General features: G+C 34.1%; 12 protein-coding genes. 4 read left to right on the top strand and 8 right to left on the bottom strand.

Features of this window, described 5'->3' with window-relative positions:
* The first annotated feature begins 133 nt into the window (after positions 1 to 133).
* The gene (locus A9G45_RS03350) at positions 134 to 376 is read left to right on the top strand and encodes a hypothetical protein (protein ID WP_065567758.1); all 243 of its coding nucleotides are present in this window, start codon (positions 134 to 136) and stop codon (positions 374 to 376) included.
* Between the two features lie 252 nt (positions 377 to 628).
* Positions 629 to 1,135, top strand: coding sequence for a CHAP domain-containing protein (locus A9G45_RS03345; protein ID WP_218057016.1), 507 nt, complete (start codon positions 629 to 631; stop codon positions 1,133 to 1,135).
* Between the two features lie 92 nt (positions 1,136 to 1,227).
* Here A9G45_RS03345 and A9G45_RS03340 read toward each other — a convergent pair whose 3' ends face one another.
* The 5 genes from A9G45_RS03340 to manD form a co-directional block, all read right to left on the bottom strand.
* Complete coding sequence (locus A9G45_RS03340) at positions 1,228 to 1,911, bottom strand: GntR family transcriptional regulator (RefSeq protein WP_065567760.1); 684 nt, start codon at positions 1,909 to 1,911, stop codon at positions 1,228 to 1,230.
* 200 nt (positions 1,912 to 2,111) lie between these two features.
* Positions 2,112 to 3,593: a mannitol dehydrogenase family protein gene (locus A9G45_RS03335; protein WP_065567761.1), complete on the bottom strand. Its 1,482-nt coding sequence runs from the start codon at positions 3,591 to 3,593 to the stop codon at positions 2,112 to 2,114.
* A gap of 26 nt (positions 3,594 to 3,619) precedes the next feature.
* Positions 3,620 to 4,966, bottom strand: a complete 1,347-nt coding sequence (locus A9G45_RS03330; RefSeq protein WP_065567762.1) for an MFS transporter — start codon at positions 4,964 to 4,966, stop codon at positions 3,620 to 3,622.
* A gap of 62 nt (positions 4,967 to 5,028) precedes the next feature.
* On the bottom strand, positions 5,029 to 6,045 hold the full coding sequence (locus A9G45_RS03325) for a Zn-dependent oxidoreductase (RefSeq protein WP_065567763.1): 1,017 nt from the start codon (positions 6,043 to 6,045) through the stop codon (positions 5,029 to 5,031).
* A gap of 16 nt (positions 6,046 to 6,061) precedes the next feature.
* Positions 6,062 to 7,276: a D-mannonate dehydratase ManD gene (gene manD, locus A9G45_RS03320; RefSeq protein ID WP_065567764.1), complete on the bottom strand. Its 1,215-nt coding sequence runs from the start codon at positions 7,274 to 7,276 to the stop codon at positions 6,062 to 6,064.
* A 293-nt stretch (positions 7,277 to 7,569) separates the two neighbouring features.
* On the opposite strand from manD, the gene A9G45_RS03315 reads away from it, so the two are divergent.
* Entirely contained in the window at positions 7,570 to 8,139 is a 570-nt protein-coding gene (locus tag A9G45_RS03315) for an anthranilate synthase component II (RefSeq protein ID WP_065567786.1), read from the top strand.
* An 8-nt stretch (positions 8,140 to 8,147) separates the two neighbouring features.
* A complete protein-coding gene (gene pabB / locus A9G45_RS03310) occupies positions 8,148 to 9,902 on the top strand; it encodes an aminodeoxychorismate synthase component I (RefSeq protein ID WP_065567765.1) in 1,755 nt (584 codons plus the stop codon).
* Positions 9,903 to 9,945: 43 nt separating this feature from the next.
* Here pabB and A9G45_RS03305 read toward each other — a convergent pair whose 3' ends face one another.
* From A9G45_RS03305 to A9G45_RS03295, 3 genes are read right to left on the bottom strand one after another with little or no spacing between them, the layout of a single operon-like run.
* Positions 9,946 to 10,530, bottom strand: a complete 585-nt coding sequence (locus tag A9G45_RS03305; RefSeq protein ID WP_065567766.1) for a PqiC family protein — start codon at positions 10,528 to 10,530, stop codon at positions 9,946 to 9,948.
* A complete protein-coding gene (pqiB, locus tag A9G45_RS03300) occupies positions 10,530 to 12,167 on the bottom strand; it encodes an intermembrane transport protein PqiB (RefSeq protein ID WP_065567767.1) in 1,638 nt (545 codons plus the stop codon). Before pqiB ends, A9G45_RS03305 begins: the two co-directional genes overlap by 1 nt.
* Positions 12,168 to 12,177: 10 nt before the next feature.
* Positions 12,178 to 13,428, bottom strand: coding sequence for a PqiA/YebS family transporter subunit (locus tag A9G45_RS03295; protein WP_081297802.1), 1,251 nt, complete (start codon positions 13,426 to 13,428; stop codon positions 12,178 to 12,180).
* Positions 13,429 to 13,728 lie beyond the last annotated feature (300 nt).

The raw sequence follows: 13,728 nt of genomic DNA, 5'->3' as shown, positions 1-13,728 counted from the left end.
TATTAAAATATAAAAAGTTTTTTTACTTTAACTATTATCAGTATTAAGCTACTATACACTTAATTCATGTGCTTTTGCTAATGTTGAAATTGATAAACAGAAAATTAGCAAAGTTTTTGATGAATTTAATAGTGTGAAAGTCTATTATAATGGTAGCATCAATAATGTAAGTGGAAGAAATATTGCTAAAGACGGCTATAACTTAGGTCTGAAATATCAATGTGTTGAATTTATCAAACGCTATTATTATCAACGCTTCAATCACAAAATGCCCAATAGCTATGGGCATGCAAAAGAGTTCTTTGACCCTTCGATCGTTGATGGAAAATGGATAATAGAAGGTTTTGGCGTTTTAGGTTATTTACATAAAATGTAATATATTAATATTATATAAAATAACATCATTTTCAAATACATGACTTAATAACAATACGTTAATAAGCCTGTCACAATCGATGGGTATTACTTTATTTTTTAATAAAAAAGAAAGATAGTTATAAAAACATAATAGGAAAAATAAATTCTTATAATGAGAAATATAATATTATTCAAATACAAAAAAACATTATTCTTTGTCATTTTATCAATACTTACTTATTACGTTTTTTACACATATGTTTACCCTGATATGCAAGTTGATAAAGAAAAAATAGGCAAAGTTGTTGATCAATTCAATGGTGTTGATGTTTATTATAATGGTAGTACTGGTAATGTTAGTGGTCGTAATCTAACTAAAGACGGCTATAACTTAGGCCAAAAGTACCAATGCGTTGAATTTATTAAACGTTATTATTATCAACGTTTTAATCACAAAATGCCAGATAGTTATGGTCATGCTAAAAATTACTTCGATGAATCAATTCCTGATGGTCAGCTTAATCCTAAACGTAATTTATTACAATTTCATAATGGTTCGCCAACTAAACCACAAGTTGAAGATATTATTGTTTTTGGTTGGTCAAGATATGGTCATGTTGCCATTATTAGCAAAGTTAGCGATAACGAAATTGAAATTATTCAACAAAACCCTGGTCCCAACAAAAGCAGTCGTGCAACTTATCCATTAATTTTTAATAAGGGATTATGGAAAGTAGATAGTTTCCGTATTTTAGGTTATTTACGTAAAAATAAATAATTGCCTGCACCAGAGTAAACTACAACAAAAAAAAAACAAATGGCATAGTTACAGAAAATATTCAAAATAATAATTCAGATTTTTAATCAAGATTAATCAACAAACCATTCATTCTTCTGTTTTGATACTATTTTTATAGTCTCCAAAATAGCCGATAAATGTTCATGTAGAGCAATTGCGGCAAGTTCTGGATCATGCTTTTTCAAAGCCATCAGAATTTTTTCATGTTGTTTAACCAGATCATCGGGTGACGAAATTTCTTCCAACGAAAGAAACCTAACTCTATCCATCATTGCCTTAATATTTTCAACACTTTCCCATGCTAACTGGCAATCTATCACATTCATTAGAATTTGATGAAATTCATCGTCTTTTTCAAGAAAATAATGAAAGTTTTTTTGTTTATTCGCCTCTTTTTGCTCCTCAAGATTTTTTTGCAACAATAAAATATGCAAATCGTTAATTTCTATCGCCGCTCGCCTGATAATTGCACATTCAATCGCATCTCGAATAAATTGTCCATCAATGACTTTCTTAATAGAGATTTTAGTTACAAATGTTCCTCGCTGAGGTAAAATTTGGACCAATCCTGCTTCTGCTAGCTTAATAAATGCTTCTCGAACTGGCTGTCTAGAAACATTAAACTGGCTAGAAATTTCTTTTTCTGAGAGTAAAACACCAGGTAATATCTGACAGGTAATAATAGCTTTTCTTAATTTGCGGTAGATTTGCTGATTAACGGGTTCAGAAGTATTTAAGTCGATAGGTGTAAACATATACCATTCTTATGTTAAGAAAAATAAAAACAAGAATAGTAGGTGATTTTTAAATAGAAGAAAAGCTTTTTTGATAGACAATTACCAATAATCACCAATAAAAAGTTATCTGGGCTAAACGAAAAATGAAAAGTGTAATTGCTCTTACGAGCAATTACACTTTTTGTCTTATTAATTATGTTAGTTGTGTTAGTAATGATTTAGTAAATTCTTTCTAATTGTTTAACCGACTGTTTAGCGCCAATATCCCGTAAAGACAAATAAGCTTTAATGACCTTTTCAACAAAACATGGATTGTTAGGCAAATCATCACCAAATACTTGTGATAATGACAATAATGATTTTACTCGCTCTTGATTATCATTGCTATTTGCCACTAATTCTTTCAACTTATCAGCCATTGGATCACTTACCTCAATTGCCTTACCTGCATCGTCTACGCCACTGACATATCGCATCCAAGCAGCTACACCTAATGCTAAACAATCAAACTGTGTACCATTTTTTAAATGGAAACGAATGGAATCAAGCATCCGTTGCGGTAATTTTAATGTACCATCCATGGCGATTTGCCAAGTCCGATGTTTTAAACCCGTGTTACGATAACGATCAAGTAAACAATCAGCATAAGCTTGTAAATCCACACCTTTGACACGTAGCGTTGTTGCTTGTTCATTAATCATCAAATGCCTTGCAGCTTTAACATAACTAGGATCTTGCATACATTCATCAATATGTAAATAACCCGCTAAATATCCTAAATAAGCAAGAAACGAGTGGCTACCATTTAACATTCTTAATTTCATTTCTTCATATGGTAATACATCAGTTACTAGCTCTGCGCCAGCTTTTTGCCAATCAGGGCGGCCTGCAACAAAATTATCTTCAATCACCCATTGCTTAAAAGGCTCGCCAGCCACACCAGCTGGATCTTCGATACCTCCTAGTTGTTTTTTTATTTTTTCCATGGTTTCTGGTGTCACTGCTGGCACAATGCGATCAACCATAGTTGATGGAAAGGTAACATTATCATCGATCCAACTAGCTAAATTTGGATCACGCTGTTTGGCTAGCGCTAAAACAACGTTTCGTGTCACATGGCCGTTTTCTGGCATATTATCACAAGACATAACGGTAAACGGTTTTAGACCTTTTTCTTTACGCATTCGCAATGCTTCAACAATCACTCCTGGTAATGTTTTTGGGGTAGCCGGATTGTCAATATCGTGCTTAATAAGCGGGTTATTTAGATCAATTGATGCCGTTGAAGGTAAATAACAATACCCCTTTTCAGTGACTGTTATTGAAACAATTGCTATTTCTGGGCGTGTCATTACTTCTAATACTTTGGCAATGCCATCTATATCTGCATGTAATGCTTCTTTAACAACGCCAACAACTCGAGTAGACCAGTTGTCATATGACATTTCACAAACACTAAATAGATAATCTTGTTCTTTTAAATCGGCTATCTGTTTTTCACCACCAATTAAATTAACTTCACAATATCCCCAATTGCAACCATCTTTAGTTGCTACAATATCGGTAAACACAGCTTGGTGAGCACGGTGAAATGCGCCAAATCCAAGATGAACCATTTTGGTTTTAAGATTGTTTCTATCATAACTTGGTATAACTACCTTTTCAGGTAGTTGTGATAAAGTTTGGTTTGATAATCTCATTATTTTTCCTTCAATATCTTAAATTATTATGCGGCATCATTTAAATCAGATAAATTACGATCTTTTACTTCTGGCATAAAAATCGCAGATACCAAGCCGATACAAGAGTAAACAATAATCATAACTACAATTGGCCACCAATCGTTTACAACCTGACAGAAAATACCCGCCAACATAGGTCCAAAACCAACAGCGATAAGACCTCCTGCTTCTTTAGATATAGCCATTTGAGTAAAGCGATTACGAGCGCCAAACATTTCAGCCATGGTGATATTTTCTAGTGCAAATAATCCTAATACTGCAATATTGTGAATAACAATTAAACATAACATTATGGTACTAGCCGAATAATTCTTATCAACAATAATAGATAACATTGGATAAGCAAGAATAATTGCAGATACTGTCAAAAAAATATAAGGAATTCGTCGGCCAATTTTGTCAGATAACCATCCTAAAAAAGGAATAGAAGCAAATCCCACAATAGAACTAATCATTAATGCATCTGTCGGTATACTTTTTTCAAATAATAAAGCCTGCACTAAATAACCAGCTAAAAAAGTTTGAATTAGCCCCGAATTTCCCGCCTGTCCAAAACGTAACCCTGTTGCAAGCCAAAATGATCTACTTTTTATCATTTCAACTAATGAAATAGGTTTAGTTAGTTGTTTATCATTAACTGAGTGAGTATTTGCATCATTAACATTATCAAATACAGGGCTTTCTTTTAAATTCATTCGAAGCCATATAGCAAAGATCATAACAAGTGCACTAGCAAGAAAAGGAATTCGCCATCCCCATAAAATTAATTGTTCTTTATCTAAAAAGAAAAACATAATAGCCCAAATCGCAGTAGCGCTGAGTGTTCCGCAGTTTGTGCCCATTGCCACTAAAGAAGAAATGATTCCTCTCTTTCCATTAGGAGCATATTCTGCAAGCATAGTGCCTGCACCAGAGATTTCAGCACCTGCCCCCAAACCTTGAACAATACGCAAAATCACCAACATTAAAGGAGCCAAAATACCGACTTGAGTATAAGTCGGTAATACGCCAATTAATGTTGTGCAAATTCCCATCATAGTGATGGTTATAAATAAAACTTTTTTTCTCCCAATGGTATCTCCCAATCGCCCAAAAATAAAGGCACCAACGATACGGGCAATATATCCTGCACCATAGGTTCCCATTGCTAAGATTAGAGCCATAATTGCCGATTGCTCGGGAAAAAATATTTCATGAAATACGAGTGCAGCACCTAAAGAATACAATTGAAAATCCATAAATTCTAATGCTGTTCCAAGCCATCCTGAAACAGCTGCTTTAACTAAATCCGAAGCATTTCTTTCACATTTATTATTTCCTATATTACCCATATTTTACTCGCTTTATAATTTTGTATATAAAAAGGTCATTTATAAAACCGTTTTAAAAATCACTAACTAAAGGTTAGTAATACCTTACAACACTGTTTTTGATCCTTTTCAAAAGTCTCAATAGCCTGAATAACTTTTGTATAATCAAATCTGTGAGTAATTAATTTTTGCGGATCAATTAATTTTTCTTTTAACCAATCAATTACAACTGGAAATTTTTTAGCATTTAATCGAGAAGAAAAAATAGATAACTCTTTACTTGTAATACTTTGCTGAGTTATCTGACAAGCTTCACTTGAAAATCCCATAATCAAGATTCTTGCTGCTGGTGATGCAATAGTAATTGCTTCTTGTAAAATAGATGGATGACAAGCGGCATCAATAATAACTGTTGGTTTAATACTAAGCCTATCAAGTTCGTCTTTTAAAGATAAAGAGGTGTTGTTTATTACTCTATCAGCACCACTAATTTTTGCCATATTTAAACGCTCGTCAATCCGATCTACAACAATGACTTCTTTAACGTTATACACCCCTTTAAGGGCTTGAACTGATGTTAACCCCATCGGCCCTGCACCATAAATTAAAGCCACGTCATTTTCTGTTGGTTTTAAATGAGCGGTTACATTTGCTGCAATAGTAAATGGCTCAATCATCACAGCTGATTCGTCACTGATTTCATCAGGTATAGTGTAAGCATTTTGGCTTGGCACAACAGCATATTGGCTAAATCCTCCATCACGATGCACACCCAACACAGTTAAAGATTCACACACATTAGGGCGACCTACTGAACATGGATAACAATGCCCACAGCTAATAACAGGATCAACAGAGACCCGCTCCCCAATTCTTGCAATATCAACATTTTCACCGACATCATCAATAATTCCAAAAAATTCATGCCCTATGACTCTTGGGTATTTAGCAAACGGGTTATGCCCTCTATATATGTGACTATCAGAGCCACAAATTCCTGCCAATTTTACTTTTACTCTAACTTCGCCTTTTGCTGGTTGAGGAACTTCTCGTTCCTCTATTATTAACTCATTAGGTTGTTTGACTACAATGCTTTTCATATAAACTCCTATTAATTTACCAATTCCACAAAGTACCATCTTCTAAGCGTGCAATTGGCAAATAAGCTGGGTTGTAAGGGTATTTTTCGGCAAGTTTTTCATCAAAATCAATGCCCAATCCTGGTTTGTCACTTGGGTGCATATAGCCATCATTAAAGGTCCAATTTGGTGAAAATACCTCTAACATTTGCTCTGAATAGCCCATAAATTCTTGTACTCCAAAGTTAGGCACCCACAGATCAAAATGTAGTGCTGCCGCATGACAAATTGGTGATAAATCAGATGGTCCGTGAGATCCTGTTCTTACTTGATAAAGCGCGGCAAAATCAGCAATACGGCGCATATGAGTAATACCGCCTGCATGAGTAATTGTGGTTCGAATGTAATCAATTAATTGTTCTTGTATAAGTTGCTTACAATCCCATATGCTGTTAAATACTTCACCGACCGCAATGGGGGTGACAGTATGTTGACGAATTAAACGGAAGCATTCTTGGTTTTCGGCAGGGGTTGGATCTTCCATCCAAAATAGGCGGTAATCTTCTATACTTTTGCCAAAACGAGCTGCTTCAATAGGCGTTAGGCGATGATGCATGTCATGTAGTAAATGCTCATTAAAACCAAATTTACTTCGTACGGCTTCAAACAGTTTAGGCATAAAATCAAGATATTTTTCTGTTGCCCAGCACTGCTCTTCTGGGTAGTTTCCACGTGTTGCGGGTTCGTAAGCTAGGTTTTTTCCTTTACTTTGACCATAAGTCGTTTTCATACCTGGTATACCACATTGAACACGAATCGCTTTGAAACCCATTTCTTGATGTTTAGCATAATCATCTAATGCTTCATCAATACTTGCGCCTGTAGTATGGCAATAAACCATTACACCAGTACGAGATGCGCCACCTAATAATTGGTAAAGTGGCATATTGGCCAATTTACCTTTAATATCCCAAAGCGCCATATCTATTGCCGAAATAGCGGACATCGTTACTGGCCCACGGCGCCAATAAGCACCTTTATAAAAATATTGAAAGATATCTTCGATTTGATGTGGATCTCGCCCAATAAGTTGCGGGCAAAGGTGATCTTTGAGATAAGATGCTACGGCTAATTCACGTCCATTAAGTGTGGCATCACCAACACCATAAACACCTTCATCGGTTGTTATTTTTAATGTAACAAAATTTCTTCCTGGACTACATACAAAAACTTCTGCTTTAACAATTTTCATTTAAGACCTCGTTTATAATTCTATGGGATAAAAATATCACTATAAATACTACCATACAAGTAGATTTGTACATTTTTTGTGAAATTTATCACAAAAAAAATGGCTTCTTGTTAAAACATTTCAGGAAATATGATGTTTATGTACAAAACACCGAAAGATAAAGATGGTAAAATTAGTAATCGTCTCTTCTTTTAAGTACGTTAGCGATATAATAGGATCTTTTACGACTGGATTTTAACGGTTACCCGTTCCAGTTTTTAAACCAATATGCTTTATAATTAGTGGGCTATATTTTGATATTATTAATAGATAATTATGACTCTTTTACATTTAATATTCACAATTATCTGTGCCAAGTTGGTGCAAAAGTTAAAGTCATTAAAAATGATGAAATGACAATTGAACAAGTAAAAGCACTTACCATTTCTAAAATTATTATTTCCCCGGGCCCTGGTGCGCCAATTAATGCAGGAATATCACTTGCAGTTATTGCTGAGTTTTCTCATATTTGCCCGATACTGGGAATTTGTTTAGGACATCAAGCGATAGCTCAATATTATGGTCATCACATTATTAAAGCGCCAATACCTATGCACGGTAAAATTGATGAAATAACTCATGATGGCTTAGGGATATTCAAAGGAATTCAATCCCCGCTTTCGGTTGTTCGCTATCATTCATTGATTGTTTGTGATAGTTTTTTACCAGAAGATCCGCAGTTAGTTGTAACGGCGAGAAATCATGATGGGTTGATTATGGGATTGCGCCACAAAACATTACCCATTGAATCCGTCCAATTTCATCCTGAAGCCATTAAAACCGAATCCGGTTTACAAATGATTAATAATTTTGTCCATAAGTAATATTTAAAATGAAAATTTATATCGATTTTGAAGGTGAGCGTAAATATTTTTGTAATCCTATCAAAGTGTTAGTGTCACATGATTGTTCTTCAATTAAGCAACAACTTGATGAGGTTGAAAAGTTTACTCAACAAGGTTATTTTGCTGTTGGTTACCTTGCCTATGAAAGTGCAATGGGATTAAATAGTGCAAACCAAACCAAAAATAGTCATGATTTTAATCAAGATTTACCCCTTCTTTTATTTGGTATTTTTGATGATGTTACTGTCCTTAAGCAACCAGAAATCAGTGATTATACGCCCCCAAATTTTGATTTGATCAGTGACACCGCATTTGATGAATACCAGCAAAAAATAGCTTATATTAAATCACAAATTGAATTAGGCAATACTTACCAGACTAATTACACCATTCAATTTACTGCACCCTTTAATGAAAGCGCTATTGATTATTACCATTTTCTACAAAAAAATAATCAGGCAGATTATTGTGCTTATCTTGAGTTTGACGATTATTATATTTTATCAATTTCGCCAGAATTATTTTTCAAGTTAGACAATAGAGTTATTACCACTAAACCAATGAAAGGAACAACAGGGCGTGGCTTAAATAACCAGCAAGATAAACAGCAATTAGATTTATTATTTTCAGAAAAAAATCAAGCCGAAAATATGATGATTGTTGATTTATTGCGTAATGATTTAAGTAAAATTGCAAAGCCTAGCTCTGTCACAGTACCTCAATTGTTTGAGGCTGAAAAATATCCCACTGTTTGGCAGTTGACGTCAACGATTCAAGGTGAATTGCAAGACGATGCCAATTTATATCAAATTTTTCAGGCGCTATTCCCTTGTGGTTCAATTACTGGTGCGCCAAAAACCAGTACTATGCAAATTATTGCAGACAGTGAAAACACACCTCGTGGCATTTACTGCGGAACAATTGGTTATATTGAGCCGTATATGAATAAAGCCATATTTAATATTCCAATTCGTACCTTAACTGTGCATAATCAACAGATGTGCTATGGCGTTGGTGGGGGTATCACGTGGGATTCAACATCACAAGACGAATATAACGAGATCTTAGCAAAAACAGCCATTTTAAATCGTACTACTGCTATCCCCAAATATATTATTGAATCGTTGTTGCTTGAAAAAGGACAATTGTTATTATTAGATGAACATTTAAGCAGGCTTGCTCAATCAGCTGATTATTTTGATTTTAACTGTGATATTCATGCAATTAAGTTGCAACTGATTAAGTTAGCAAACTCATCACCAAAAGCATGTTATAAAGTGAGAATCTTACAGCAAAAAGATGGGCATTACACGATTAGTAAAGATATCATTAACACGCCGATGAGCATTAATGAAATCCGATTAGCGCCACAGTGTGTTCATACGCAAAATGTGTATTTGTATCATAAGACATCAAATCGTGAGCACTTTCCTGATTTAGCGGTTGGGAAAGAGTATATTAATTTTAATCAACACAATGAAGTAACTGAATTTGTCAATGGAAATTTGGCATTGCGATTTAATGGTCAATGGTTTACGCCTAAAAAAGAATCGGGATTACTTGCAGGTACCATGCGGCAATTTTACTTAAATCACAATCAGTTGTTAGAAAAAACAATTGTAAAAGATGATCTTTTAAATGCTGATAAAATTGCTTTTATCAATAGTGTTCGTAAATGGGTAGAAATTGATGATGTTGTGTTTAGCCAGTTTAAGTTGCGATTAAGAAAAAATCGCATTTAAGTGTAGAGATTCCGTCAGCTTGCTGACGGAATTTGAATAAACACTATTGTTTTATTGAGTTTGCAAAGTCTAACTCTTCATCATGCCATCCTTTTGATAGTGCTTTAACTAAAGCGTCATACCCATTGGTTGCTAAAGGGACATGGCGCTCAAATGGTTTAGTTTCAATATTATTTTTACTGTCAGTAACAACCCATCGCCCTTTTATTACCGCATCACCCGTATAGCTACCATGGAAGCCATCAATAAATAATTTTATCGTTAATATTGGCGTTGTAATTGATCGGCTGGATACAACATAATTAGGCAACAAAGCGGTTAAATCTTGCGTTAATCGCTCTTCAAGTTGTTGAGATAAAGTTGATGCCCATAGATGGTTCGCTGCCGTTTCATATTTGATATCGTCTGTTTGCAATACAATACCTGGGTTATTTAAAAAGCTTGCCACATCAACCGATTCAATCCAAATAAAATGATTAGTGATTTTCATATTTTTTGACACTGGGCTGAGTGGATTACTTGTTAGCTGAAAATAACTTTTACTTGGGCTACCAGCCGAGCAACCCACTAATATAGCAAACAATGGCATAAATATGACTATAAGTAACTTTTTATCTATTTTGTTCATTATTTTTTACCTTTTGCTTTAGGTTCTTGATCCTTTTTCGTCGGAGCAGAAAAAATCAGTGCATTACTTTTATTATTGAGCGTATTAAGTAACGGGGTAAGTTCATCCATCATGTGTTGAACTTTTTGTAAGCTTTCTTTCATTTGATTATTTAGTTCAGATCCTGGTTGTAGCCCTTTCATTGTTTCATTTAGTGAACGTAATGTTTTTTGCAGATCTTTTGGCATATTCTGCATTTCTTTACTCGCCATAATTCGATTTAATGAATTCATTAGTTTTTCACTGGTAGCCAATGATTTATTAAACTGTGATACGGTGTTGTTCAGTGGTAAGTTATTAAAATTATCTAATAACTGAATAATTTTTGCTTGAATTTGTGCAATTCCTGTCGACGTTGTTTCAATGGTATCGTAACCAAACTGTTGCGCTAATTTTGGATCATATTTATTTTTTAAGTCAGGGTAAAAATCAAGATCTATATATAATGCGCCTGTGAACATGTTGGAAGTTTTTAATGAAGCTCTTAAGCCATTTTGTTGTTCTCTGATGATCAATGCCGCAATGTCAATTTTTTCATCAACAAGTTCTGATAAACGATCGGGTTCAATTCTAATTAATATTGGAACTCTTTTATTTAAAATCGATGATTGTTTTAACATTTCAGCGGTATAAAATGGCACTTTCGAGACCGTTCCTAGCCTAATTCCGTGATATTCAACGGGTACCCCTTCTGATAAGCCTGAAATGGAATCGGAAAGCATAATAAGAAATTCTTTGTATTCAGTATATTGTGAATCTTGGATAGATTTTTTGTCTTCGTATAATGTATAAACTGAATTTTGTTCAGCTGGCGCACCTAATTTTGAACCTTCAGGCAAATCAAAACTGATTCCACCAGACATTAAGACATCTAAAGAAGGGACATCTAAGCTGGCGCCTCGAGATGAGAGAGTTAAGTTAATTCCGCCTTCTTTCCAGAACCGCACATTTTGTGTTACTAATACATCGTAAGGTTTGGTAATAAAAATTTGGTACTTCATTTTACGTGATTCAACATCAAATTCTGACGTTTCAACATTACCTACACGATAACCATGAAACATGACAGATGCGCCTCTAGGAATTACCCCATTTTGATCGCTTTCTAAATTTAGACGAATTCCTTTAATGCTTGGATCGGACAACGGAGGGGCATCAGACAGGACAAAAGGTTTATGTTGAAAACTGTGGGTATCATTTCCAGCAACGAGTTCTATATAAACACCCGATAAAATCGTGCCAAGTCCAGTTACGCCATCTCGACCAATTTCTGGCTTCACAACCCAAAAAATAGAGTCATTTTTTAGTAGCGGATCCATATCATTATAAATACGCCCTTTTATTACTACTTGCGTGTAGTCGTCAGATAGAGTTACTTCATCGACGATACCGACATCAACGCTACGGTTTTTAATAACCGTTTTCCCAGCAACAATGCCATTGGCGTCTTTTGCAAGCAATGTAAACGATGTTCCTCTATCGGCAAAATGCGCATAGATTATCCAAAGACCAACAATTGCAGTAACAATGGGGATGATCCATATTGCTGAAATAGCTCTAATTTTAATTATTTTTGCTAATTTACTTGATGTTGTCATATTGTTCCTATTAATCTATTTTTTTATTTTGCGGTAGATCCCAAATTAAACGAGGATCAAATTTTTGTGATGCAATCATTGTAATAATCACAACAGTTGCAAAAAATGTAACGCCAATATCAGGATAAACACCCATCATTTGTTGATTTCTAACTAAAGAACAAATAACAGAAACCACAAATATATCTATCATTGACCATTTACCAATAAATTCAACTGCTGTATATAATTTTTTCATTTTCAAGCAATTATGATTATTTTTTCGTTTTACAGCCAGTGCAAAATAACAAAGCCAGCTTAGCGAAATAATTTTTAAGATGGGAATAGCGACACTGGCAATAAAAATAACAAGTGCAACAGGCACATCGCCTGCTTGCCACATATAAATGACACCATCCATAATGGTTGAACTTGATGACGAACCAAATACAACAGTTATCATTATGCCGAATAAATTAGCGGGAATGTAAAGAATCAATGAAGTAACCAATAAAGCAATAGTCCATTGTATCTTATCGCGTTCTCTGATTTTGCTTTTTTGTTTGCATCGAGGACATTTTATATAATGCTTAGGTAATATCGCCTCACAGCAACTGCATAATTTCAAATTTTGACAAATTCCCGTTTTACCAGCTTGTAATATACCTTGAGCAAAATTATTACGGTGAATTTCACTCCAAATGGTTTCCGGAGAAAAAATCACTAAAGACTTTATATAAAAAAAGACAAACAGGCAAAATGCCCAAAATGTACTTGTGACGCCAATACTGCCATAACTCATGAGTTTAACAAAACTCACTAAAATTCCAGTAAGAAATATTTCAGGCATACACCAGTGTTGAAACTTTTCATAAACAATAAGTAGATCGCGTTTACGATATTTTGTTAAGGGTAATTTTGAACAAAGCAAAATAATAATTAATAAATTTAATATAGGAAAGAGTAAAACAAATAAGATAAAAAGTGCTGAAATATAACGGTATTTATCAAAAAAAAGGGTTTTAGGAATATCTAATAGGCTAATACCAATAAAATTACCCACAATACGAATATCAATAAAAAGAAAGCCACATCCTACAATAATCATAATTAATGAACAGGCTGCATACATAGCTGCATTAAATTTCATATTGCTATTATTTTTAGCTAACGTGGTATTACAACGAGGGCAAACAGCTTTATGCCCTACCGCTATATTAGATAATTCTATGACCAAATCACAGTGTGAGCATAAAACATAATGTTGTTTATCAATGGTCATTATTTCCCTTTATTCGATATTTATTTTTTAACCTGTAAAATATGTTAAATCGATATAACCTTTAAGTATAAAAGCCAATGAATTATTTTAAATTATTGGCTGTGGAATAATTACTTTCGTAAATAAAGAGGATTAAACCCTCTGCACCGCTAATGATATCAAATGGTATTTTGTTATGAAAGCATTAGCAAATTAAATTAATCAAATTCAATGATGAAATAATTTACGCCTTTTATGTGCATTTAAGCAACCACTATGCGTTTAAAATTGTTCAAATAGTATATATCGTAAAATTAACCG

This window comes from Gilliamella sp. HK2 (assembly GCF_001690265.1).
Lineage (GTDB): Bacteria > Pseudomonadota > Gammaproteobacteria > Enterobacterales > Orbaceae > Gilliamella > Gilliamella apicola_C.
Note: the sequence above shows the minus strand (reverse complement) of the source record. Positions and strands in the feature narration are given on the sequence as shown.

Excerpts from the sequence above, each read along its gene's own strand:
- A9G45_RS03345 (WP_218057016.1), top strand. The coding sequence starts at position 629 with ATGCAAGTTGATAAAGAAAAAATAGGCAAAGTTGTTGATCAATTCAAT.
- A9G45_RS03340 (WP_065567760.1), bottom strand. The coding sequence starts at position 1,911 with ATGTTTACACCTATCGACTTAAATACTTCTGAACCCGTTAATCAGCAA.
- A9G45_RS03335 (WP_065567761.1), bottom strand. The coding sequence starts at position 3,593 with ATGAGATTATCAAACCAAACTTTATCACAACTACCTGAAAAGGTAGTT.
- A9G45_RS03330 (WP_065567762.1), bottom strand. The coding sequence starts at position 4,966 with ATGGGTAATATAGGAAATAATAAATGTGAAAGAAATGCTTCGGATTTA.
- A9G45_RS03325 (WP_065567763.1), bottom strand. The coding sequence starts at position 6,045 with ATGAAAAGCATTGTAGTCAAACAACCTAATGAGTTAATAATAGAGGAA.
- manD (WP_065567764.1), bottom strand. The coding sequence starts at position 7,276 with ATGAAAATTGTTAAAGCAGAAGTTTTTGTATGTAGTCCAGGAAGAAAT.
- pabB (WP_065567765.1), top strand. The coding sequence starts at position 8,148 with ATGAAAATTTATATCGATTTTGAAGGTGAGCGTAAATATTTTTGTAAT.
- A9G45_RS03305 (WP_065567766.1), bottom strand. The coding sequence starts at position 10,530 with ATGAACAAAATAGATAAAAAGTTACTTATAGTCATATTTATGCCATTG.
- pqiB (WP_065567767.1), bottom strand. The coding sequence starts at position 12,167 with ATGACAACATCAAGTAAATTAGCAAAAATAATTAAAATTAGAGCTATT.
- A9G45_RS03295 (WP_081297802.1), bottom strand. The coding sequence starts at position 13,428 with ATGACCATTGATAAACAACATTATGTTTTATGCTCACACTGTGATTTG.